Origin of the sequence: Escherichia sp. WS1152 (assembly GCF_046487665.1) — a bacterium.
In the GTDB taxonomy this organism is placed as follows: domain Bacteria; phylum Pseudomonadota; class Gammaproteobacteria; order Enterobacterales; family Enterobacteriaceae; genus Escherichia; species Escherichia coli.
This window is the reverse complement of sequence record NZ_JBJQJA010000003.1, coordinates 66,574-88,641: the sequence shown is the minus strand read 5'-3', so window position 1 is coordinate 88,641 and position 22,068 is coordinate 66,574. Positions and strand designations below refer to the sequence as shown.

The 22,068-nt window shown below is 49.9% G+C and carries 22 protein-coding genes and 1 pseudogene; 9 read left to right on the top strand and 14 right to left on the bottom strand.

Features of this window, described 5'->3' with window-relative positions:
* Positions 1-90: 90 nt before the first annotated feature.
* The gene (gene yacL / locus ACJHW7_RS06655; protein WP_021556413.1) at positions 91-453 is read left to right on the top strand and encodes a protein YacL; all 363 of its coding nucleotides are present in this window, start codon (positions 91-93) and stop codon (positions 451-453) included.
* A 37-nt stretch (positions 454-490) separates the two neighbouring features.
* Here the strand turns inward: yacL and speD are convergent, their stop codons facing one another.
* From speD to ACJHW7_RS06640, 3 genes are all read right to left on the bottom strand, one after another.
* Positions 491-1,285, bottom strand: a complete 795-nt coding sequence (speD, locus tag ACJHW7_RS06650) for an adenosylmethionine decarboxylase (protein WP_000734287.1) — start codon at positions 1,283-1,285, stop codon at positions 491-493.
* A gap of 15 nt (positions 1,286-1,300) precedes the next feature.
* Entirely contained in the window at positions 1,301-2,167 is an 867-nt protein-coding gene (speE, locus tag ACJHW7_RS06645; RefSeq protein ID WP_000818411.1) for a polyamine aminopropyltransferase, read from the bottom strand.
* 105 nt (positions 2,168-2,272) lie between these two features.
* Positions 2,273-2,620: a YacC family pilotin-like protein gene (locus ACJHW7_RS06640; protein ID WP_001295568.1), complete on the bottom strand. Its 348-nt coding sequence runs from the start codon at positions 2,618-2,620 to the stop codon at positions 2,273-2,275.
* A 165-nt stretch (positions 2,621-2,785) separates the two neighbouring features.
* On the opposite strand from ACJHW7_RS06640, the gene cueO reads away from it, so the two are divergent.
* Complete coding sequence (gene cueO, locus ACJHW7_RS06635) at positions 2,786-4,336, top strand: multicopper oxidase CueO (RefSeq protein WP_021556414.1); 1,551 nt, start codon at positions 2,786-2,788, stop codon at positions 4,334-4,336.
* 201 nt (positions 4,337-4,537) lie between these two features.
* Here the strand turns inward: cueO and gcd are convergent, their stop codons facing one another.
* Entirely contained in the window at positions 4,538-6,928 is a 2,391-nt protein-coding gene (gcd, locus tag ACJHW7_RS06630; RefSeq protein WP_021556415.1) for a quinoprotein glucose dehydrogenase, read from the bottom strand.
* 205 nt (positions 6,929-7,133) lie between these two features.
* On the opposite strand from gcd, the gene hpt reads away from it, so the two are divergent.
* On the top strand, positions 7,134-7,670 hold the full coding sequence (hpt, locus tag ACJHW7_RS06625) for a hypoxanthine phosphoribosyltransferase (RefSeq protein ID WP_000683335.1): 537 nt from the start codon (positions 7,134-7,136) through the stop codon (positions 7,668-7,670).
* Positions 7,671-7,710: 40 nt separating this feature from the next.
* On the opposite strand, the gene can is transcribed toward hpt, so the two are convergent.
* A complete protein-coding gene (can, locus tag ACJHW7_RS06620; protein ID WP_000651599.1) occupies positions 7,711-8,373 on the bottom strand; it encodes a carbonate dehydratase in 663 nt (220 codons plus the stop codon).
* 108 nt (positions 8,374-8,481) lie between these two features.
* Here can and ACJHW7_RS06615 point away from each other — a divergent pair, with 108 nt between their 5' ends.
* The 4 genes from ACJHW7_RS06615 (at position 8,482) to ACJHW7_RS06600 (ending at position 12,013) form a co-directional block, all read left to right on the top strand.
* A complete protein-coding gene (locus ACJHW7_RS06615) occupies positions 8,482-9,408 on the top strand; it encodes an ABC transporter ATP-binding protein (protein ID WP_000150637.1) in 927 nt (308 codons plus the stop codon).
* Positions 9,405-10,175, top strand: a complete 771-nt coding sequence (locus ACJHW7_RS06610; protein WP_000972203.1) for an ABC transporter permease — start codon at positions 9,405-9,407, stop codon at positions 10,173-10,175. Before ACJHW7_RS06615 ends, ACJHW7_RS06610 begins: the two co-directional genes overlap by 4 nt.
* 104 nt (positions 10,176-10,279) lie before the next feature.
* Positions 10,280-10,720 (top strand): PTS sugar transporter subunit IIA, encoded by a 441-nt coding sequence (locus tag ACJHW7_RS06605; protein WP_000901987.1) that lies wholly within the window; start codon positions 10,280-10,282, stop codon positions 10,718-10,720.
* Positions 10,721-10,783: 63 nt separating this feature from the next.
* Entirely contained in the window at positions 10,784-12,013 is a 1,230-nt protein-coding gene (locus tag ACJHW7_RS06600) for a polysaccharide deacetylase family protein (RefSeq protein ID WP_021556416.1), read from the top strand.
* A 3-nt stretch (positions 12,014-12,016) separates the two neighbouring features.
* Here ACJHW7_RS06600 and panD read toward each other — a convergent pair whose 3' ends face one another.
* Positions 12,017-12,397 carry an aspartate 1-decarboxylase gene (panD, locus tag ACJHW7_RS06595; RefSeq protein ID WP_000621515.1) on the bottom strand — a complete coding sequence of 127 codons (381 nt, stop codon included), beginning with the start codon at positions 12,395-12,397 and terminating at the stop codon, positions 12,017-12,019.
* A gap of 273 nt (positions 12,398-12,670) precedes the next feature.
* Here panD and rpnC point away from each other — a divergent pair, with 273 nt between their 5' ends.
* Positions 12,671-13,543, top strand: a complete 873-nt coding sequence (rpnC, locus tag ACJHW7_RS06590) for a recombination-promoting nuclease RpnC (protein WP_000339964.1) — start codon at positions 12,671-12,673, stop codon at positions 13,541-13,543.
* Between the two features lie 98 nt (positions 13,544-13,641).
* Positions 13,642-13,821, top strand: a pseudogene (locus tag ACJHW7_RS06585) (hypothetical protein); the annotation flags it as partial.
* Between the two features lie 95 nt (positions 13,822-13,916).
* Here the strand turns inward: ACJHW7_RS06585 and panC are convergent.
* The 8 genes from panC to ACJHW7_RS06545 all read right to left on the bottom strand — a co-directional run bounded on the left by panC (position 13,917) and on the right by ACJHW7_RS06545 (position 21,997).
* Entirely contained in the window at positions 13,917-14,768 is an 852-nt protein-coding gene (gene panC / locus ACJHW7_RS06580; RefSeq protein WP_021556417.1) for a pantoate--beta-alanine ligase, read from the bottom strand.
* An 11-nt stretch (positions 14,769-14,779) separates the two neighbouring features.
* Positions 14,780-15,571 carry a 3-methyl-2-oxobutanoate hydroxymethyltransferase gene (gene panB, locus ACJHW7_RS06575; protein ID WP_021556418.1) on the bottom strand — a complete coding sequence of 264 codons (792 nt, stop codon included), beginning with the start codon at positions 15,569-15,571 and terminating at the stop codon, positions 14,780-14,782.
* Positions 15,572-15,706: 135 nt separating this feature from the next.
* A complete protein-coding gene (locus ACJHW7_RS06570) occupies positions 15,707-16,819 on the bottom strand; it encodes a fimbrial protein (RefSeq protein WP_021556419.1) in 1,113 nt (370 codons plus the stop codon).
* Positions 16,820-16,830: 11 nt separating this feature from the next.
* Positions 16,831-17,421 carry a fimbrial-like protein gene (locus ACJHW7_RS06565; protein WP_021556420.1) on the bottom strand — a complete coding sequence of 197 codons (591 nt, stop codon included), beginning with the start codon at positions 17,419-17,421 and terminating at the stop codon, positions 16,831-16,833.
* A gap of 20 nt (positions 17,422-17,441) precedes the next feature.
* Complete coding sequence (locus tag ACJHW7_RS06560) at positions 17,442-18,053, bottom strand: fimbrial protein (RefSeq protein WP_021556421.1); 612 nt, start codon at positions 18,051-18,053, stop codon at positions 17,442-17,444.
* A 14-nt stretch (positions 18,054-18,067) separates the two neighbouring features.
* The gene (locus ACJHW7_RS06555) at positions 18,068-18,616 is read right to left on the bottom strand and encodes a fimbrial protein (protein WP_021556422.1); all 549 of its coding nucleotides are present in this window, start codon (positions 18,614-18,616) and stop codon (positions 18,068-18,070) included.
* A 13-nt stretch (positions 18,617-18,629) separates the two neighbouring features.
* A complete protein-coding gene (locus tag ACJHW7_RS06550) occupies positions 18,630-21,230 on the bottom strand; it encodes an outer membrane usher protein (RefSeq protein WP_000284236.1) in 2,601 nt (866 codons plus the stop codon).
* A 41-nt stretch (positions 21,231-21,271) separates the two neighbouring features.
* The gene (locus ACJHW7_RS06545) at positions 21,272-21,997 is read right to left on the bottom strand and encodes a fimbrial chaperone (RefSeq protein WP_000484309.1); all 726 of its coding nucleotides are present in this window, start codon (positions 21,995-21,997) and stop codon (positions 21,272-21,274) included.
* Between the last annotated feature and the right edge of the window lie 71 nt (positions 21,998-22,068).

The following is a 22,068-nucleotide window of genomic DNA, read 5'->3' as shown; positions in this document are numbered from 1 at the left end:
GTTCCGCTGTTTTTCTCCGGTAAGGCTGCGATAATTACATCAATGGCGCAATGCGATTTCGGCGCATTGCCGGGAGCAGAGGAACACACTATGGATTACGAATTTCTGCGCGATACCACCGGAGTGGTAAAGGTGCGTATGTCCATGGGGCATGAAGTGGTCGGGCACTGGTTTAATGAAGAGGTGAAAGAAAACCTGGCCTTGCTTGATGAAGTGGAACAAGCAGCGCACGCACTGAAAGGTAGCGAACGGTCCTGGCAACGGGCAGGGCATGAATACACCCTGTGGATGGACGGTGAAGAGGTGATGGTTCGCGCCAATCAACTGGAATTCGCTGGCGATGAAATGGAAGAGGGGATGAACTACTACGACGAAGAAAGCCTGTCGCTATGCGGCGTTGAGGATTTTCTGCAGGTCGTGGCGGCTTACCGCAATTTCGTGCAGCAGAAGTAAATAAATCTGGCGGAGCCTGGGAGCTCCGCCAGAGCCGTTAAACAGCTGGCATATTGCGCCCGTAATAAATCTCGCGCATTTCTTTCCACAGCGCAGCGGTAATTTCCTGGCGCTCGCTGTCGGTTAAGTCTTCCGGTTTGGTGTGGAACATGTAGTGCTTAAGGTCGAACTCTTTAAGCAACATCTTGGTATGGAAGATATTTTCCTGATAGACGTTCACATCCACCATGTCATACAGCGCCTTCATATCGTCAGACATAAAGTTCTGAATCGAATTAATCTCATGGTCGATAAAGTGCTTCATACCGTTAATGTCGCGAGTAAAACCGCGCACGCGATAATCAATGGTTACGATATCGGACTCAAGCTGGTGGATCAGGTAATTCAGCGCCTTCAGCGGAGAAATCACGCCGCAGGTAGAGACTTCAATATCGGCGCGGAAGGTACATAAACCGCCTTCAGGATGACTTTCCGGGTAGGTATGTACGCAAATATGACTTTTATCGAGATGGGCAACGACCGTTTCTGGCAGTGGGCCGGGGTGTTCTGTTTTGTCGATGAGTTTCGGGTCAACCGGTTCTTCACTCACCAGAATAGTGACGCTGGCACCCTGTGGTTCGTAATCCTGGCGGGCGATGTTAAGAATATTAGCCCCGATAATGGAACAGGTTTCTGACAGGATTTCGGTCAGACGGTTGGCATTATAGAGTTCATCGATATAAGCAATATAACCGTCGCGCTCTTCGGCAGTTTTGGCGTAGCAGATATCGTAAATACAAAAACTCAGACTTTTGGTCAGATTATTAAAGCCATGCAGTTTCAGTTTTTTCAATTTCTTATCTTCTCCTTAGGACGGCTGTGAAGCCAGTGCGTCTTGCAGATACTGAGGTAAGGCAAAAGCTGCCGTATGGATTGCCGGATTGTAATAACGGCATTTCAGGCCAGAGGCGAGAAAACGCGCCTGAATAATTTCGGTTGAGAGATGGCGTAAGGCGTCGTTATCTGTCGCCCATGCAAAAGTCATGATACCGCCGTAATAGGTCGGGATCGCCGCCTGATAAAAGCCAACGTCGCTGAAGTAATGGCTGAGTTTGCGATGGCTGTCGATGGCTTCTTCCTGCTGTAAAAAGCAGACGCCGTTTTGTGCGACGAAGATACCGCCAGGATTCAGGCAACGTTTGCAGCCTTCATAAAATGCCGAAGTGAAAAGGCTTTCGCCGGGACCGATAGGATCGGTGCAGTCGGAGATAATGACATCAAAGGTCTGGCTGGTTTGATTAACGAAATTGACGCCATCATCGATCACCAGCTTAAAGCGCGGATCGTCGTAGCTACCGGCGTTATGGTTGGGTAGATACTGACGGCAGAACGATACGACACCCGCATCGATTTCCACCATCGTGATTGACTCAACGTTTTTATGTCGGGTTACTTCACGCAGCATGGCACCGTCGCCGCCGCCGATAATCAGCACATGTTTCGCGTGACCGTGGGCCAGTAGCGGAACATGGGTCATCATCTCATGATAGATAAACTCGTCGCGCTCGGTGGTTTGTACTACGCCATCCAGCGCCATTACGCGACCAAATGCAGCGTTCTCAAAAATGATCAGATCCTGGTGATCGGTCTTTTCATGATACAGAACGTTATCTACCGCAAAGTACTGCCCAAACTGGTCGTGTAGCGTTTCATGCCACTGTTTTTTTTCGGCCATGGGTTGATACCTCCTTTGTTAACACCCGTAAAAAAAGGGCGCAACATAATAGCTAACATTGACCGCGGATGCACGGTCAATATTTCTACAAAAAGGTATCAGGGATTATTTGACGTAGGCAAGCAGGCTTAAGGAATCGCGAGCCAGGGCTTTGCACTTTTTAGCGACGGGAATGCCAATGCCGCTGAGATCGCGGTAGCTGTCTTCACCGAGGGCTTTCATGTCGAAGGTGTCGTAATTACTGAGATCCCACTGGTTTTGCTGGGCGAAAAAGACCAGTGCGCGACGAATTTGCCCATTAGGTAAGTTCTGGTAACCACAATCGTTCTTCAGAAAGACAAAAACTGCCGTTAAATCGGCCATATCTTCGGCTTCAGACTCGCTGAGCGCGTAACTGTTTGCGCAAACGGCCATCAGGCTGCCGAATAACACTGTTCTGAAAAACGTCTTCATTGCTTCTACCAGGGGCTTAAAGAAGATAAACGTTAGCACACTGCGAGCGAGGCGACGACCATTATTGTCGATTAAATTGTGTCTGCGGCTTGACCTTCCCGTAAGGGGAAGGACTATGCTCAACGTTTGATTTTGTTTCGCCTGCTTAAGAATAAGGAAATAACTATGCAACGTCGTGATTTCTTGAAATATTCCGTCGCACTGGGTGTGGCTTCAGCCTTGCCACTGTGGAGCCGTGCAGTCTTTGCGGCGGAACGCCCAACGTTACCGATCCCTGATTTGCTCACGACCGATGCTCGTAATCGCATTCAGTTAACTATTGGCGCAGGTCAGTCTACCTTTGGCGAGAAAACTGCAACTACCTGGGGCTATAACGGCAATCTGCTGGGGCCGGCGGTGAAATTACAGCGCGGCAAAGCGGTAACGGTTGATATCTATAACCAACTGACGGAAGAGACGACGTTGCACTGGCACGGGCTGGAAGTACCGGGTGAAGTCGACGGCGGCCCACAGGGAATTATTCCGCCAGGTGGCAAGCGCTCGGTGACGTTGAACGTTGATCAACCTGCCGCTACCTGCTGGTTCCATCCACATCAACATGGCAAGACCGGGCGACAGGTGGCGATGGGGCTGGCTGGTCTGGTGGTGATTGAAGATGACGAGATCCTGAAATTAATGCTGCCAAAACAGTGGGGTATCGATGATGTTCCGGTGATCGTTCAGGATAAGAAATTTAGCGCCGACGGGCAGATTGATTATCAACTGGATGTGATGACCGCCGCCGTGGGCTGGTTTGGCGATACGTTGCTGACCAACGGTGCAATCTACCCGCAACACGCTGCCCCGCGTGGTTGGCTGCGCCTGCGTTTGCTCAATGGCTGTAATGCCCGCTCGCTCAATTTCGCCACCAGCGACAATCGCCCGCTTTATGTGATTGCCAGCGACGGTGGTCTGCTACCTGAACCGGTGAAGGTGAGCGAACTGCCGGTGCTGATGGGCGAGCGTTTTGAAGTGCTGGTGGAGGTTAACGACAACAAACCCTTTGACCTGGTGACGCTGCCGGTCAGCCAGATGGGGATGGCGATTGCACCGTTTGACAAGCCGCATCCGGTAATGCGGATTCAGCCGATTGCTATTAGTGCCTCCGGTGCTTTGCCAGACACATTAAGTAGCCTGCCTGCGTTACCTTCGCTGGAAGGGCTGACGGTACGCAAGCTGCAACTTTCTATGGACCCGATGCTCGATATGATGGGGATGCAGATGCTAATGGAGAAATATGGCGATCAGGCGATGGCCGGAATGGATCACAGCCAGATGATGGGCCATATGGGGCACGGCAATATGAATCATATGAACCACGGCGGGAAATTCGATTTCCACCATGCCAATAAAATCAACGGTCAGGCGTTTGATATGAATAAGCCGATGTTTGCGGCGGCGAAAGGGCAGTACGAACGTTGGGTTATCTCTGGCGTGGGCGACATGATGCTGCATCCGTTCCATATTCACGGCACGCAGTTCCGTATCTTGTCAGAAAATGGCAAACAGCCAGCGGCTCATCGCGCGGGCTGGAAAGATACCGTTAAGGTAGAAGGCAATGTCAGTGAAGTGCTGGTGAAGTTTAATCACGACGCACCGAAAGAACATGCTTATATGGCGCACTGCCATCTGCTGGAGCATGAAGATACGGGGATGATGTTAGGGTTTACGGTATAAAAAGACCGTATTCGGAAATATGCCCGGATCTCTCCGGGCATTAAACTGATGACAAACGCAAATCTGCCTGATGCGCTACGATTATCAGGCCTACGCTACCTGTGCAATCCATTGATTTTGCACAATTTTGTAGGCTGGATAAGGCGTTCGCGCCGCATCCGGCATGAACAACGCGCACGTTGTCAGCAATCTGAGCAAGTCTTACTTCACATCATCCGGCAGCGCATAAGCCACAATATAGTCGCCCATCTTCGTACCAAATGAACCGTGACCGCCTGCGGAGATCACCACATACTGCTTACCATTCACTTCATAGGTCATTGGCGTCGCCTGACCACCCGCTGGTAAACGACCTTGCCACAGTTTTTCACCGTTGCTCATGTTGTAAGCGCGCAGGTAGTTATCTGCCGTAGCGGCGATAAACAGCACGTTACCCGCCGTGGAGATTGGCCCGCCCAGCATCGGCATACCCATATTGAACGGCACCGGTACAGGCATCGGGAACGGCATACTGTCCTGCGGCGTACCAATACGTTTCTTCCACACCACTTCATTAGTTTTCAGATCCAGCGCCGAGATATAACCCCATGCTGGCTGTTTACATGGCAGACCAAATGGTGAGAGGAACGGGTTGAGCGTGACACCATACGGTACACCGTACTGTGGCTGAATGCCGGATTCCGTACCCGTGCCTTTGGCATCTTTCGGCTGCTCCATCGGGTTACCCGGACCGCGTGGGATCAGTTTCGAAACAAACGGCAGTGCCATTGGGTTGGCAATTGCCACTTCACGATTTGGATCAACGGAAATCCCGCCCCATTCAAACATTCCCAGGTTACCCGGGAAGACCAGCGTGCCCTGTTCAGATGGCGGCGTGAAAATGCCTTCATAGCGCATCTGGTGGAACATCACGCGGCACACCAGTTGGTCAAACATGGTGGCTCCCCACATATCCGCACCGCTCAAATCTTTCGTCGGACGGAAGCTCAGTTCCGAGAATGGTTGAGTAGGGGTAACGTAATCGCCTTTGGCAGCACCTTGGGGAACCGGTTTTTCCGGTGCCGGAACCACCAGTTCGCCATTACGACGATCGAGCACAAAAATGTTGCCGGTTTTCGCCGGAGCGTAAATAACTGGCACTTTCTGACCATTAACGGTGATGTCCGCCAGCGTCGGCTGTGCCGGAAGATCCATATCCCACAGGTCGTGGTGAACGGTCTGGTAGCTCCACGCCAATTTCCCGGTTGTGGCATTCAGCGCCAGAATCGAGCTGGCATAACGTTCCTGTTCCGGTGTGCGGTTACCGCCCCAGATATCCGGCGTGGTCACGCCCATCGGCAGATAGACCAGATCCAGCTTCGCGTCATAGGCCGCTGGTGCCCACGAGTTTGGCGAGTTAAAGGTAAAGGTGTGTTCGTCAGACGGGATTGCGTTCGGATCTTTCGCGCCCGGATCAAAAGCCCACAGCAGCTCCCCGGTGTTGGCATCAAAACCACGGATCACGCCAGACGTTTCGCGGGTTGAGAAGTTATCGGTAACTGAACCTGCCATCACGATGGTTTTATCGGTGATAATCGGTGGCGAAGTCGGTTCATACAGACCCGGTTTGGTGTCCGGCATATTGCTTTGCAGATTGAGCACGCCTTTATTGGCGAAGGTTTCGCACAGTTTGCCGTTTTCAGCGTTAATCGCAATCAGTCGACCATCATTGACCGGAAGAATGATACGACGCGGGCAATCCGCCATCACTTCCGGCGAAGCCGTTTCTGCTTTGGCTTCATGATAAGAGACGCCACGGCAGGTTACGTGCTGGAAAGACTCGTTAGTTTTCAGCTCAGGATCGTAATGCCATTTCTCTTTGCCGCTGGCGGCATCGAGCGCAAACAGGCGCTGGTGAGCGGTACACAGGTAAAGGGTGTCGCCCACTTTAATCGGCGTCACTTCATTGGTGATTTCGCCCGGATCGTTCGGCTGCTTCACATCGCCAGTACGGAACACCCAGGCTTCTTTCAGATTATGGACGTTATCGGCGTTAATTTGTTTCAGAGGTGAAAAGCGTTGACCTTCCTGATTGCGACCATAGGCAGGCCAGTCCTGATCGGCAACGGGTGAGATAGCTTCCGCAGGTGTGGCATCGGCGCTTAAGGTGCCGTTGATTTCCTGCGGATCGTTAAATCCGGCCCAGGTCAGGATACTACCGCTAATCAGCAGTGCCACCACCAGTGCGGCAACTGCGCCGCTGGCAGGAATGACCAGGCGACGCCAGACAAACGGCAGGATCAGCCAGATGCCGAAGAAGACCAGAATATCGCTGCGCGGAGTCAGCGCCCAGAAGTCGAAACCAACTTCCCAGACGCCCCAAATCATGGTGCCGAGCAGCAGGGCGGCGTATAGCCAAAGCGCGGCACGTTTACTGCGCCACAGCATCCAGGCGACGCCGAGCATCACAAGGCCAGCGATAGGGTAGTACCAGGAGCCGCCAATCGCGACCAGCCAGCCTCCGCCAATGAGTAGATACAGCCCGCAAAGCGCTGCAAAAAGGGCTGTTAGCGTGACGAGTAATCGTCGCGAGCCTGTATTGTTAATTGCCATAAAGAGACACCATTTCAATTCATTAATATTTTAGTAGCAATTAATTATAGGTTTTAACATGTGTGACCGTCATCACAATTCGAGCTTTATTAACAGATTCCGCGAATGAATAGTTTTACTGGTATACTGCGTGTCTTGCGCTTTGTTGCGGTGCCAAAACCTGCCCGTGCGAAGTGATTTGTTTTTAAATCATATGGTTAGAGATATGAAACATACTGTAGAAGTAATGATCCCCGAAGCGGAGATTAAAGCGCGTATCGCCGAACTGGGTCGTCAGATTACTGAGCGTTACAAAGACAGCGGCAGCGATATGGTGCTGGTGGGTCTGCTGCGTGGCTCATTTATGTTTATGGCGGACCTGTGCCGTGAAGTTCAGGTATCTCATGAAGTCGACTTTATGACCGCCTCCAGCTACGGTAGCGGCATGTCCACCACCCGTGATGTGAAAATCCTCAAAGATCTGGATGAAGATATCCGTGGCAAGGACGTGCTGATTGTTGAAGATATCATCGACTCGGGGAATACACTGTCGAAAGTGCGTGAGATCTTAAGCCTGCGCGAACCGAAGTCGCTGGCGATTTGTACGCTGCTGGATAAACCGTCCCGCCGTGAAGTGAACGTCCCGGTAGAATTTATCGGTTTCTCGATCCCGGATGAGTTTGTGGTGGGTTACGGCATTGATTACGCACAGCGTTACCGTCATCTGCCGTATATTGGCAAAGTGATTCTGCTGGACGAGTAAGTGTGAAGTTGCCGGATGTGTTGCATCCGGCATGGCATTTTTATTTGTGGTTGGCGTGTTTCAGCTTGAGGTTGGAAATCCCGTGACGGTAACGTTGCTCAAGGGTTTCGCGGTTGGTCGCTGTGACATCCAGATCACGCAGCAAGCCGTCGTGAATACCGTAGGCCCAGCCGTGAATGGTAACTTTCTGCCCGCGTTTCCACGCTGATTGCATAATGGTGGAGTGGCCCAGGTTATACACCTGTTCCATGACGTTCAGTTCACACAAGGTATCCAGACGGCGCTCTTGCGGCATTTCGCCGAGCAATGAGCTATGTTTGAACCAGATATCGCGGATATGCAGCAGCCAGTTGTTGATAAGCCCCAGTTCCGGGTTTTCAACTGCGGCTTGTACGCCGCCGCAACCGTAGTGGCCACAGATAATAATGTGTTCAACTTCGAGTACATCCACTGCATACTGAACCACGGAAAGGCAGTTCAGGTCGGTGTGAATGACCAGGTTAGCAACATTACGGTGAACAAAGAGTTCGCCCGGCTCAAGACCGGTTAAACGTTCTGCAGGAACGCGACTGTCGGAACATCCAATCCATAGAAAGCGCGGTTTTTGCGCTTGTGCCAGTTTCTCAAAAAACCCGGGATCCTCTTCCACCAGCATTTTTGACCATAGTGCATTGTTGCTGATGAGTGTATCTATGTCTTTCATGGAGGTTAACGACCTGTAACCAAATAATTACGTTTGGCTAATATAGGGCAACTCCGGGACGATTTAAACCACAGATAAAGTGTAAGAACGTAAGGTAAGTAAAAATTTATGACCATTGCACTGGAACTTCAACAGCTTAAAAAAACCTATCCAGGCGGCGTTCAGGCGCTTCGTGGAATAGATTTGCAGGTCGAAGCGGGTGATTTTTATGCGCTTCTCGGGCCGAACGGGGCCGGGAAATCGACCACTATCGGTATTATCAGCTCTCTGGTAAATAAAACCTCCGGGCGGGTCAGCGTATTTGGTTACGATCTCGAGAAAGATGTCGTGAACGCTAAACGTCAGTTGGGACTGGTGCCGCAGGAATTTAACTTCAACCCGTTTGAAACCGTGCAGCAAATTGTGGTGAATCAGGCAGGGTACTACGGTGTGGAGCGCAAAGAGGCGTACATCCGCAGCGAAAAATATCTTAAGCAGCTCGATTTATGGGGAAAACGCAACGAACGTGCGCGTATGTTATCTGGCGGGATGAAGCGCCGTTTAATGATTGCCCGTGCGTTAATGCATGAACCTAAACTACTGATTCTCGACGAGCCGACTGCAGGCGTGGATATTGAACTTCGCCGCTCAATGTGGGGCTTTTTGAAGGATTTAAACGACAAAGGCACCACCATCATTCTCACCACACACTACCTGGAAGAAGCAGAAATGCTGTGCCGCAATATCGGCATTATTCAACACGGTGAGCTGGTGGAAAATACCTCGATGAAGGCGCTGCTGGCGAAGCTGAAATCGGAAACCTTTATTCTCGATCTCGCACCGAAAAGTCCGTTACCGAAGCTCGATGGCTATCAGTATCGACTGGTCGATACCGCGACGCTGGAAGTTGAAGTGCTGCGTGAGCAGGGGATCAACAGCGTATTTACGCAGTTAAGTGAGCAGGGCATTCAGGTATTAAGTATGCGTAACAAAGCTAACCGTCTGGAAGAGCTGTTTGTTTCACTGGTTAATGAAAAACAAGGAGATCGCGCATGATGCATCTTTACTGGGTGGCGCTAAAAAGCATCTGGGCGAAAGAGATCCATCGCTTTATGCGTATCTGGGTGCAGACGCTGGTGCCGCCAGTCATCACCATGACCCTTTACTTTATTATTTTCGGTAACCTGATTGGTTCGCGTATTGGCGATATGCATGGCTTCAGCTACATGCAGTTCATCGTACCGGGGCTGATCATGATGTCGGTGATCACCAACGCCTACGCTAACGTCGCGTCATCATTTTTTGGTGCCAAATTCCAGCGTAATATTGAAGAGCTGCTGGTAGCGCCGGTTCCGACTCACGTCATTATTGCCGGATATGTCGGCGGTGGCGTGGCGCGTGGTCTGTTTGTTGGCATTCTGGTGACGGCAATTTCACTGTTTTTTGTGCCGTTTCAGGTGCATTCGTGGGTATTCGTTGCCTTAACCCTGGTGCTCACGGCGGTGTTGTTCTCCCTTGCGGGTTTGCTGAACGGCGTGTTTGCCAAAACGTTCGATGACATCAGCCTGGTGCCAACCTTTGTGTTAACGCCACTCACGTATTTGGGCGGGGTGTTTTACTCCCTGACTTTGTTGCCGCCGTTCTGGCAAGGGCTGTCGCACCTGAACCCAATCGTTTATATGATCAGTGGTTTCCGCTACGGCTTCCTCGGTATCAATGATGTTCCGCTGGTCACTACCTTTGGCGTACTGGTGGTCTTTATTGTGGCGTTTTATTTGATCTGTTGGTCGCTGATCCAACGTGGACGTGGTTTGCGTAGCTAAGGCTATTTCCTCTCCTCTGGATTTGGGGGAGAGGAGTTTTGACGGCTATCACCCTTTATCAACAATGGTCAGGGTAGACTGATTTTCGGCTAAGGAGGAAGGCGATGTTAGGTTGGGTAATTACCTGTCACGATGACCGGGCGCAAGAGATACTGGATGCGCTGGAGAAAAAACATGGGGCGCTTCTTCAGTGCCGGGCCGTGAATTTCTGGCGCGGATTAAGTTCTAATATGCTCAGCCGCATGATGTGCGATGCTCTGCATGAAGCGGACTCTGGTGAGGGTGTCATCTTCTTAACCGATATAGCCGGAGCGCCACCGTACCGCGTGGCTTCATTATTAAGCCACAAACACTCCCGTTGCGAAGTGATTTCTGGTGTCACGTTACCGTTAATTGAACAGATGATGGCTTGCCGTGAAACCATGACCAGTTCAGAGTTTCGCGAGCGTATTGTCGAACTGGGTGCGCCGGAGGTGAGTAGTCTTTGGCACCAACAACAAAAAAATCCGCCTTTCGTCCTCAAACATAATTTGTATGAGTATTAACCCGCGATTCTGATGGCGCTTTTGCTACAATAAAAGCGTTGTTTCACCCTCGGTTATTTTTTCATGTACAAACAAGCTGTTATTCTCCTGCTGATGCTGTTTACCGCAAGTGTCAGTGCCGCGTTACCTGCCCGTTATATGCAAACCATCGAAAATGCTGCGGTCTGGGCGCAAATTGGCGACAAGATGGTGACCGTGGGGAATATTCGGGCCGGACAAATCATTGCCGTGGAGCCCACTGCCGCAAGTTATTACGCATTTAATTTTGGCTTTGGTAAAGGGTTTATCGATAAAGGGCATCTCGAGCCGGTTCAGGGGCGACAAAAAGTTGAAGACGGTTTGGGTGACCTCAACAAGCCGCTGAGTAATCAGAACTTAGTTACCTGGAAAGATACGCCGGTCTATAACGCGCCGAGTGTGGGCAGTGCGCCATTTGGGGTATTGGCGGACAATTTGCGCTACCCGATTTTGCATAAACTGAAAGACAGGTTAAATCAAACCTGGTATCAGGTCCGTATTGGCGATCGACTGGCCTATATCAGCGCGCTGGATGCCCAAACCGATAATGGCCTTCCGGTGCTAACTTATCACCATATTCTGCGCGACGAAGAAAACACCCGTTTTCGCCATACTTCGACGACCACCTCGGTACGCGCTTTCAATAACCAGATGGCCTGGCTGCGCGACAGGGGATACGCGACACTGAGCATGGTGCAGCTGGAAGGTTACGTGAAGAATAAGATCAATCTCCCTGCGCGAGCGGTGGTGATTACCTTTGATGATGGCCTCAAGTCGGTGAGCCGCTATGCGTATCCTGTGTTGAAACAATATGGCATGAAGGCGACGGCGTTTATTGTTACCTCGCGCATCAAACGTCACCCGCAGAAGTGGAACCCAAAATCGCTGCAATTTATGAGCGTTTCTGAGCTTAACGAAATTCGCGATGTTTTTGATTTTCAGTCACATACCCATTTTTTGCATCGGGTAGATGGTTATCGCCGACCCATATTACTGAGCCGTAGTGAGCACAATATTCTGTTTGATTTTGCACGTTCACGCCGCGCTCTGGCGCAATTTAATCCGCATGTCTGGTATCTTTCGTATCCGTTTGGCGGCTTTAATGACAAAGCCGTGAAGGCAGCAAACGATGCCGGATTTCACCTGGCGGTGACAACCATGAAAGGCAAAGTAAAACCGGGGGATAATCCGTTGTTACTAAAACGACTTTATATCTTAAGAACGGATTCGCTGGAGACGATGTCGCGGCTGGTGAGTAACCAGCCGCAGGGATAACAATCAAGCAACCTGTACCGGAATCGCTTTCGCGGTACGTTTCATTTCATTGTCGCCTTCAAAATAGGCGACGTTGGGTCGCCAGGTGCGAGCTTCTTCATCTGGCATGGTAACGAAGCTGGCGATGATGACAATATCGCCGACACTGGCGCAGTGGGCCGCCGCACCGTTAACAGAAATAATTCTCGAACCGCGTTCTGCCGCGATGGCATAAGTGGAGAAACGCTTGCCGTTGGTGACATTCCAGATATCAATGGCTTCGTTTTCGAGAATACCGGCTGCGTCAAGAAAATCCTGGTCAATGGCGCAAGAACCTTCATAGTGCAGGTCCGCATGAGTCACTTTCACGCGGTGGAGTTTGCCCTGCAGCATCGTGCGAATCATAACTTCTACCTTTCTACCCTGTCGTTAACGAAGCAGGCGGTGCCTGCTTTGAGGAAATTCTCACGCAGTATTGCCCGATTTTTGTTTAGTGTCTACTCATCTGACGGCATTTGCATCAGCAGTTTGCGTACCGCGCCGAAGCGTGCCATGTATCGCCTGTAACGAATTGATATTTCTCTGAACGCTGCTCGGTAAACAATAAAGAGGTGGCTGACGATAGCACGCCTTGACTGGATACTGCCTTCACGCAAGACAACACGGAAGACAGGGAAGATGGATGCACCGAGTACTACACCGCATGACGCGGTATTTAAACAATTTTTAATGCATGCGGAGACGGCTCGCGACTTTCTGGAGATACATTTGCCAGTGGAATTACGCGAACTTTGTGACCTCAACACGCTTCATTTAGAGTCGGGGAGTTTCATTGAAGAGAGCCTGAAAGGACACAGCACGGACGTGCTCTATTCCGTGCAAATGCAGGGCAATCCCGGTTATCTGCATGTTGTGATTGAACACCAAAGCAAGCCGGATAAGAAAATGGCCTTTCGCATGATGCGTTATTCTATTGCTGCCATGCACCGGCATCTGGAGGCGGATCACGATAAGCTGCCGCTGGTGGTGCCGATACTGTTTTATCAGGGCGAGACCACACCTTATCCGCTCTCAATGTGCTGGTTTGATATGTTTTACTCGCCGGAGCTGGCGCGACGCGTCTATAACAGTCCTTTTCCGCTGGTGGATATCACTATCACACCGGATGACGAAATCATGCAGCACCGGCGGATTGCGATTCTCGAACTACTGCAAAAGCATATTCGCCAGCGCGACTTAATGTTATTGCTGGAGCAACTGGTCACGCTGATTGACGAAGGGTACACTAGCGGAAGTCAGTTAGTTGCCATGCAAAACTATATGCTGCAACGCGGTCATACTGAACAAGCGGATTTGTTTTATGGTGTGCTGAGAGACAGGGAAACGGGAGGGGAGTCTATGATGACGCTGGCGCAGTGGTTTGAAGAGAGGGGAAGACAGGAGGAAAGGCAAGAATTCGTCCTGCGTCTTCTGAATAAAGGAATGTCTCGGGAAGACGTTGCAGAGATGGCAAATTTACCCCTTGCCGAGATTGATAAGCTGATTAACTAAGTTGTCTGCATCATCAGTTATAGCCAGATAATTGTTATTGTTAACTGACCAGATAATTAAGGGAACCTATGGAAATAAAGACACGGAGAGAAACCAGGCAGACGTTGGCGCAGTGGTTTGAAGAGAAGGGATTTCAGAAGGGATATCAAGAGGAACTCCAGAAGGTAAGACAGGAATTCGCCCAGCGTTTTCTAAGTAAAGGGATGTCTCGGGAAGACGTTGCAGAGGTGACAACTTTACCTCTTACAGAGATTGATAAGCTAATTAACTCTAACTAAATTGCCAGCGATATGAATAATCACTTACAGACGTCATCGCCATGACGTAGGGCAAATTAATAACTGGCGCCATCAGCCGTAGCGCCAGTTAAGTATTACGCCAGTTCGACCATCTTGTTGTCGATCAGGCGAGCATCGCCAAGCCAGGCGGCTACCAGAATTACGGCCCGTTTGCTGTTTTCAGAGACCTCCTGCAACGTGTCGGCATCGCGAATCTGAATATCATCGGCGCGGAAGCCTTTTTCATTCAGTTCTTGCCCGGCAATAGCAATAATTTCATCGAGATCCCGTTCGCCAGCCTGCAATTTGTCGGCAATCGAACTTAAAACTTTGTACAGACCGGGCGCAATTTTGCGTTGTTCTGCCGTCAGATAACCATTACGGGAACTGAGCGCAAGGCCATCTTTGGCGCGCATAATCGGGACGCCAACAATCTCAATATCGAAGCCCATATCGGCAACCATTTTGCGGATCAGCGCCAGTTGCTGAAAATCTTTTTCACCGAAGCAGGCGATATCCGGCTGGACCAGGTTGAACAGCTTGCTGACAATAGTCGAAACGCCGCGAAAATGTCCCGGACGGCTGGCACCTTCCAGCATGGTCGAAAGACCAGGAACATCAACATAGGTGTGGGTTTCTGTACCGTTCGGGTAGATCTCTTTTACCGAAGGGGCGAAAACTAAATCTACTTTACGTTTGTTTAGCTTCTCGCAGTCCTCCTGCAAGGTCCGTGGATAACGTGCCAGATCTTCCGGGCGGTCGAACTGCATCGGGTTAACGAAAATACTGACGACGACCACATCGGCGCGGGCTTTGGCTTCATCGACCAGCTTCATATGGCCATCATGCAGGTTGCCCATGGTAGGTACCAGCGCCACGCGCTTGCCTTCCATACGCAGGCGGCGAATTTGCTGGCGCAGCAGTGGCAGGGTTTCGATAATTAACACAACGTCACTCCTTAATGGAAACTGTGTTCTTCGCCCGGATAAACGCCGGACTCCACTTCAGCCATATACTGCCGCACAGCCGCGCGGATGTCGCCCGTTTCAGCGAGGAAATTTTTGGCAAATTTAGGGATATGGCCGCCGGTAATGCCGAACGCATCGTGCATCACGAGGATCTGCCCATCGGTAACGTTGCCTGCGCCAATACCGATAACCGGGATCGCCAGCGCTTCGGTAATACGTTTTGCCAGTTCAACCGGTACGCATTCCAGCACCAGAAGTTGTGCGCCTGCCGCTTCTAATGCTAATGCATCGCTGAGCAGTTGATCGCCTGCCTCGCCACGCCCTTGTACTTTGTAGCCGCCGAAAATGTTCACTGACTGCGGCGTTAAACCTAAATGACCACATACCGGAACCGCGCGTTCAGTCAGCATCTGCACGGTTTCCACCAGCCATGCGCCACCTTCGATTTTGACCATATTGGCTCCGGCACGCATTACTGTGGCGGCATTTTCAAAGGCTTGTTCCGGCGTGGCATATGCCATAAACGGCAGGTCAGCCAGCAGCAGGCAGTTTGGTGCGCCGCGACGTACAGCGGCAGTGTGGTAGGCAATATCGGCAACGGTTACCGGCAGAGTGGAGACGTGGCCCTGCACGGTCATGCCCAGCGAATCGCCCACCAGCATCACGTTTAGCCCTTCGTCAGCAAACAATTTGGCGAAGCTGTAGTCGTAGGCGGTGATGGTGGCGAAGCGTTTTTTTTCCTGCTTACATTTCTGCAATGAAGCAATAGTGGTCGGTTTCATAACGTATCCTGATGGCTAAAGTCAGATTGATCGCATTCTAACAGTCGAAATCAGGGGGGCAATGGTTTTTAGTGTGGGGAAAATGTTCGCACCAGAGCAGAACTCTGGTGCGATGAGGAAGGAATGACGTTTTACTTATTCGTAGGTAAAGGAGAAGGTCGCGTTACCAGAGAAGGTTCCAACACCGACAGCAGCACCACTGCCATCCGGTACCAGCTGCGCCGTAAAAGGTAAAAGCAGCAGGTTGTTTGACCAGACGGCGAAGTTATAGTCAACCGTGTTGCTACCATCTGCTTTTAACAATACTTTGCTATTGTCATAAGTTGAATTTACTTTTACAGCCACGCCTGAAGCAGAGCCAGTCGTTTTACCTACTAGTGTGGCGTCGCTGGGTTTATTTGCCGCTTTCAATTTAACCGTTATTTTACTGGCATAACAGTATTCAGCACGGATAGAAAAAGGGATTTCCCGCGTAAGCCCATTTTTCACTTCTGAAACATAACTGTTCCCAAGCGTTACCTGGTTGCCACTGACGTTGCCCTGATCTTGTGCGAGGGCAACTGTTGCACAGGTCGGTTCGTCAACGTAAAAATGAACGGAGCTTGTATCAACGAAAAAATTTATCCATGGTTGATCATTATTGCCTATATACCAGGAAGCTATTTTACCTGGTATCGCAGTTCCTTCTGAAACCCCATTTTGAGGTTTAAATTCCGGGGTCCAGAAAAAACGAAATCGTAAATACCAGCTCTCGTCACTATACTCATAGGCCCACTTTGAGCTGGCGTTATCTGTATGATTATCTGCACCACTTTGTGCAGGAAGATACAAATCAAGCTCCTCCGCGGCTCCACAACTTGTACATACTAATTCTACTGAATAAACAATACCGGGAACGGTTGTTTTCAATAAAGCATCGCCATGGCTGGTAGTATAGGTTGATAAGAGACTGGCATCAGCAGTATTAAGAAAATGCACTGAGCTTGTGTTACTACCTAAGGATTTACAACCAATCTTATCGCCCCGAAGATCAATATGAGAATCCCAGGTCGCGAAGCCTATTTCTTCCGGGACTGTGACCATCGCTGACTGTATACTGAAAGGCTTTCGGTTTATCACCATATCATAAGGCCCTTCAGCATTTCTCTCTATATAACATTCATTCGCCAATGCATACCAGGATGTGGTAAAAAATAGCAGTATCGCACTGCATAACTGAATCAACAGTTTATTGCCTTTCCTTTGCATAATTATCCTTATTATTCGTAAGATACGTTAACAATAACCTGGCTTCTCACCATTCCCGATTCAGGAGGAAGGGCATTATTCACCCGCTGCATACGGGAATAAAAGGTCCAGGTTGAGGGAACAGCATTGCCAGGCGCGACCGAATAAATTGCTGCTGAGGAACCATCTGTTCCTCGCACGTTAAATGTCTGCTGATTCGGTTGGGCCGAAAATATCACAATGCCGACGTTTTTCGCCCCGGTAGCCTGCTGTTCGTATTCATTACTAAAAATTTGATTATTCACCTGTGCAAGCGCTCCCGCCTGCGGCTGAAAATCTAATTTCATTTGCGACTGTGTCGTTTGAATGTTATCGCAAGAGACCACATTAACATTAAACGTTTTGCCACCCGCGTAATCCGTCGTTGGGGTCACATTGTCAGCAAAATAGTCCAGCGTCACTGTGCCGAGATCGACAACGCCATTATTACTGACTTCCACCTGACAGGTGCTGGCCACAATCTGCGCCGTGAGATCCACATCCTGGCCAGCATAGGCAAAAGGCGTAATGAGGGCTGTTGCCAGCCCCAAAAAACGTACAAATTTATGATGCCTGCATAGCATTCTAATATCCTTATCCGCTATTACTGATAAGTGATTGTGAAAGTCGTAGGAGAGAGGAATCTACCCGGTAATACGTCATTGACTGTCCACCCGCCAGCGATAATCATTCGCGCGCTTAAATCGAAATCATAAGGCTGTGTTGTGCTGGCATTAGAAAGATCGACATTGATGACGTTTCGCTGATAACAATTGAATTGCTCACTGCCAGTTCCTTCGGGGCTTGTAGTCGTCCATACTTCGACTGCTGCTCTGCTTGAACCACCATCGGTGGTGGTGTTGAGTTTATTTGAAAAGGCGGCAGTGTCAGACATGCCTCCTGCGCAACCGTTGTTTTTGGGCGCTAAGACGAGTTGAGCACTCTTTCCTGGAAGCCCGGCACAATCGCTGAAGCGGATTTTAAATGGTTGCACCTTGCTTTTGGCTGCCAGTTCAGAAATATAAACATTGCCCAAGACAACGGTGTCGATCACGGCACCACTGGTATCCACTACCTTCGCACTACAGGTACCCATAGTCAGGTTACTGTTTACGGTTAAAGAGGCGGATGTCGTACTCGCATAAGTGAGATTGTTGCTAACGCTGGCACCCACGGCAACAGTAGCAATCAGTGTAGCTATGACTTTTAATTTCATGGTGGCTGTCCCTGTTATTCGTAGGTGAAGTTAAAGGTGGCTTTTGCCTGAAACGCACCAGTGCGTCCTGCTCCTGCCGTTGTTTCGCGCAGTGCTACGGTCAGAGGCACACCGTTAGCTTTCTCATCGGTACTCCATTCAAATTTGTCAGTATTATTTGGCGTAAAGAAAGCCGAGTCTGCGGTATCTCTACGCTTAATCCCCATACCCACACCCGTAGCGCCAGAGGTTGTTTCATTAACAATTAACTTACCGGAAACCGTTGTTCCTGTAAGTGTGGTAAAAATCTTTGAATAACCATTGCTGCAATCGGAAGCCACTAATTTAAAGTTGGCTTGAGCTGCAACATCTCCAGTGACAACTTTATCCAGGCCAACATCGGGAATTGTCAGGCTATATTCACCGTTGCTACCCGTCACTACTGGACCACCATCTTGTACGATAGTTATCGTACAGGTGGTGGCTAATACGGTGGCCGTAAAATCGACATTAAGATCTGTTGCAGAGCCAACCGCCGGTAAACCCAGACCTATTAACGCGGATGTTAGTAGTATCCTTTTCATAGAATTTTCCATATTAGTGATTTGCTACCTGACAGGTAAGATTGTTAAGTAATAAGGTGTTGGTACTTCCCAGCGTTTGTGGCTGGGCCGGGAACTGGTAGTGCAACTTACAGTCAATGGTTTGGTTGTTTTCATACCAACGCACTGTTAATTCCCCGCTGTCGTTAATACCGCGCACAAATGCCTGACCACCCTGGCCCATGCTGCCGATCATCACCTCACCCTGGTAAACCTCCGCAGCAAACGGAATAGATTTGCCATTGGCGGCAGTAATATTCAGCACGGCAGAACGCCCCTCGTCAGTTTCGAAACGGGTCAAAACAACGGAGCCGCTGCGTGGTACGGTGGTGGCGCTGGTACTTTTCAGTTCAACATCGTTTTCCAGTGTTTCAATGTTCAGACCTACCCGGTTTTCACGGTAGGGGCTGACAGAAGACGTCACGGCATATCCCCAGCGATCGATTTCGTTATTACTGTTATTGATTCGTGCGCCTTTAGCACCTGGGGCGTTGATTAACACCAGCGTGTCGTTACTGCTGAAACTGTTGTTAGTGAACGTTAAACCACCACTGTGTAATACAAAGCCGCCATCGGTGGAGATGGAGTACTGCTGGCTATTATCAGAAGTGGCCGAGGCCGAAGCGGAAATACCGCCTAACCCTGATTCATAGTTGAGATAACCACCAACAGAGGCTAAATCGCCGGCGTTTTTATCGAGGCTATAACCTGCGTTGACACTGTAGTTCACCAGATTGTTTTCAGTGTTACCGGAACTGTTAACATTCAACTGATGTGAACCATCAAAATCGGTATTGAGCTGAGTATTTAAATTGCGGAAACCAGAAGATTTGCGCTTGCCACCTAAAATATTCTCAATAGGTACGCTAACGCTGACGTACATCGCGTCATCTTTCTCGCCGTCTTCATTCCAGCTACGTTGCAGGTTGACGCTGAAACTGCCCCACGAAACGCTTTTACTGTAACCAACATTATATTCAGTGCGGCTATTGTTCGCCGCCCAGTAATCCGTCCAGCTACCGGAAATAAACAGTGAACCGTAATCTTCGTAAGTCGTTTTCAGCGGCTGGTTGATGCTGACGGTAAACTGGTTTTTCATACGTGAGTACGTCTGCATGGTGTTTTTGTCTTCATCGGCAGACAAATGTTTGGCGTCGTCAATGAGGACTAACGCATCATGCAGGCCCAGGTAATCCTGGGTGGAATAGCGGTACGCCGCGAGGTTAAATGATGTCCCGGTATCCTGGAAAAGTTTGTTCCAGGTCACGCGATAACTTTGCCCCTGGTAGGTTTTATCATCCGGAATTTCAGCACGGGAATGGGTAACGTCTACCGCAAAGGCGCCGATGCTGGTGTTGATACCCACACCTAACAGCCCGGCAAGATAGTTGTTATCGGTGAACTGAATGCCGGTATAACCCGTGAAGAGGTTATTCAGACCATAGTAATAAGAGGCTTGCCCCATATTGGGTTCGGAACGCAGGCTATCATCAATGACTTTACCGGCACTGAAATCCCAACGACCTACACCAGGACGTTGCATTTGCACAACCGACGAGAAGGGTTGCGTAAAGGTGCGTTTGGAACCATCCGCTTCTTCAATGGTTACGACCAGTTCGCTACCAAAGCCGGAAGGGCTAATGTCGTCTATAACAAATTCACCGGGTGGTACGGTGGTTTCATAGATTTTATAACCGCTTTGCGTCACCGTGACTTTGGCGTTGGAGTTTGCTACACCGCGGATGGTCGGAGCGTAACTGGCCAGCGCCGAAGGTAGCATACGGCTATCGCTGTACAGGCGAACACCACGGACGTTGACAGAGTCAAACGTTTCACCGGTGGTGTAGGCGTCACCCATAATTATCTGTGAACGGATTGCCGGAATGTCACGCTGTAAGTAACGATCCTGGAAATCGAAATCGCTGCCGTTATCTGTTGTCCAGTTATAGTTACCGCGCGCACGGAAGTGCCAGGCTCCTAAATTGATACCCGAGTTAAATGCGCCATAGACGCTGTCACTATTGTCGTTATCTGAACTTGTGTGATACGCGTTCAGGGTATATGCCAGTGTGGCAGCGTTAATTCCCGATTCCCATAAAGAAGGGTCAACGTAGCCGCCATAGCTTTTCAAAACATAGGCCTGAGGGATCGTCAGATCGAGAAACTGGTCACTACCGTCAAAGCGCACATCCGCCTTTTCGTATGACTTTGCCAAATCCAGACAATCCTCTTCCTCACCTTCTCTGGCGAGTAAAGTGACAGGCTGTTCAGGTTGCTTAATGTGAAGTTGTGCCAGGTTTTTGTGGGTAATACAGGCCGCTGCGCTGTTTTCGCCAATATCCACAAACGGAATTTCTAAGCTGGACGTCGCCTGACCGTTTACAAACACGCGGACATTATAGAGACCCGGCGGTGTCGGGTTGCCTTGAGCATAACGTTTAACATCAATCGTTGATGCGCCAGTTCCCATTAAGAAGGAACTGTCATATTCCACCGTGTCTGCCGCAGAACTGTTGCCGCTGTAAAAAAGGGCGCAACAGGCCGCAAGTAGCGTTTTTTTCGGGATACGGCTTTTTTGATGAGTAAACTGGTACAAGGTTGCATTCCTGGCGATGTTAAAAAGAATCCGTTTATTTTTTAGAATGTTGCGGAACCATCAATGTTGCCGCCAAAGTCGTTGATCGCTTTAAAGACCACTTTTCCGGATGAAACGCTTCCTGGCAGACCGGTTACGCCAAAGCTTGCCTGGCTGAACGGCGCGACCATGCTGGAATTGACGTTGTAGGTTTTGCCGCCGCTTTCCAGCTTGACCTCATTAAAGGACACGTAATATGGCGTTGGGTTATTTGCCTGTAACTGAGCGTTGTTTAATTTCCAGGTGATTTTCGCCGGTGCTTCAGCCGGTTCTCCCTGTAAACCGCTCGGGCGATAAAAGAGTTTGATGCGCGTACGGAAAGCCAGCTGTAACAAGTTTTTGTCAGCCTCAGCATCTTTCGGCTTAGGCGGCACTTCCAGCACGTTAAACCAGTAGACGCTTTCACGGTCTTTCGGCAGGGCTGTTGCACCGGTGTACATCACTTTTACGGTTTGACCGCGTTTTGGCTCTACGCGTGAAACGGGCGGGGTCGCGGTAAACGGCACTTTGATCTGGCTGGGATCGGCATTGTCATCGCCCGTATCCAACCAGTTTTGAATCAGTAAGGGACGATTCCCTTTATTTTCCAGGCGAACGTTAACATCTTTTTTATCAGCGTTATAAATGATACGTGTTCCGGAAATAATAATGTCAGCAAATGCTGGCGCACTGGCTAACAGAGTACTTACAAATAATGCACTAACCGTTTTTTTAACCAAGGGAAACATAAGCACTCCTTGCTGTCTGTAAAAAGATTAAATTAGAGAAAATAAGGTCTGCCTGCTGGCAAACCTTATGC

Bases quoted from the DNA above. Each gene is read 5' to 3' on its own strand.
- yacL (WP_021556413.1), top strand. From the start codon at position 91: ATGGATTACGAATTTCTGCGCGATACCACCGGAGTGGTAAAGGTGCGT.
- speE (WP_000818411.1), bottom strand. From the start codon at position 2,167: ATGGCCGAAAAAAAACAGTGGCATGAAACGCTACACGACCAGTTTGGG.
- ACJHW7_RS06640 (WP_001295568.1), bottom strand. From the start codon at position 2,620: ATGAAGACGTTTTTCAGAACAGTGTTATTCGGCAGCCTGATGGCCGTT.
- cueO (WP_021556414.1), top strand. From the start codon at position 2,786: ATGCAACGTCGTGATTTCTTGAAATATTCCGTCGCACTGGGTGTGGCT.
- gcd (WP_021556415.1), bottom strand. From the start codon at position 6,928: ATGGCAATTAACAATACAGGCTCGCGACGATTACTCGTCACGCTAACA.
- hpt (WP_000683335.1), top strand. From the start codon at position 7,134: ATGAAACATACTGTAGAAGTAATGATCCCCGAAGCGGAGATTAAAGCG.
- can (WP_000651599.1), bottom strand. From the start codon at position 8,373: ATGAAAGACATAGATACACTCATCAGCAACAATGCACTATGGTCAAAA.
- ACJHW7_RS06615 (WP_000150637.1), top strand. From the start codon at position 8,482: ATGACCATTGCACTGGAACTTCAACAGCTTAAAAAAACCTATCCAGGC.
- ACJHW7_RS06610 (WP_000972203.1), top strand. From the start codon at position 9,405: ATGATGCATCTTTACTGGGTGGCGCTAAAAAGCATCTGGGCGAAAGAG.
- ACJHW7_RS06605 (WP_000901987.1), top strand. From the start codon at position 10,280: ATGTTAGGTTGGGTAATTACCTGTCACGATGACCGGGCGCAAGAGATA.
- ACJHW7_RS06600 (WP_021556416.1), top strand. From the start codon at position 10,784: ATGTACAAACAAGCTGTTATTCTCCTGCTGATGCTGTTTACCGCAAGT.
- panD (WP_000621515.1), bottom strand. From the start codon at position 12,397: ATGATTCGCACGATGCTGCAGGGCAAACTCCACCGCGTGAAAGTGACT.
- rpnC (WP_000339964.1), top strand. From the start codon at position 12,671: ATGGATGCACCGAGTACTACACCGCATGACGCGGTATTTAAACAATTT.
- panB (WP_021556418.1), bottom strand. From the start codon at position 15,571: ATGAAACCGACCACTATTGCTTCATTGCAGAAATGTAAGCAGGAAAAA.
- ACJHW7_RS06570 (WP_021556419.1), bottom strand. From the start codon at position 16,819: ATGCAAAGGAAAGGCAATAAACTGTTGATTCAGTTATGCAGTGCGATA.
- ACJHW7_RS06565 (WP_021556420.1), bottom strand. From the start codon at position 17,421: ATGCTATGCAGGCATCATAAATTTGTACGTTTTTTGGGGCTGGCAACA.
- ACJHW7_RS06560 (WP_021556421.1), bottom strand. From the start codon at position 18,053: ATGAAATTAAAAGTCATAGCTACACTGATTGCTACTGTTGCCGTGGGT.
- ACJHW7_RS06555 (WP_021556422.1), bottom strand. From the start codon at position 18,616: ATGAAAAGGATACTACTAACATCCGCGTTAATAGGTCTGGGTTTACCG.
- ACJHW7_RS06545 (WP_000484309.1), bottom strand. From the start codon at position 21,997: ATGTTTCCCTTGGTTAAAAAAACGGTTAGTGCATTATTTGTAAGTACT.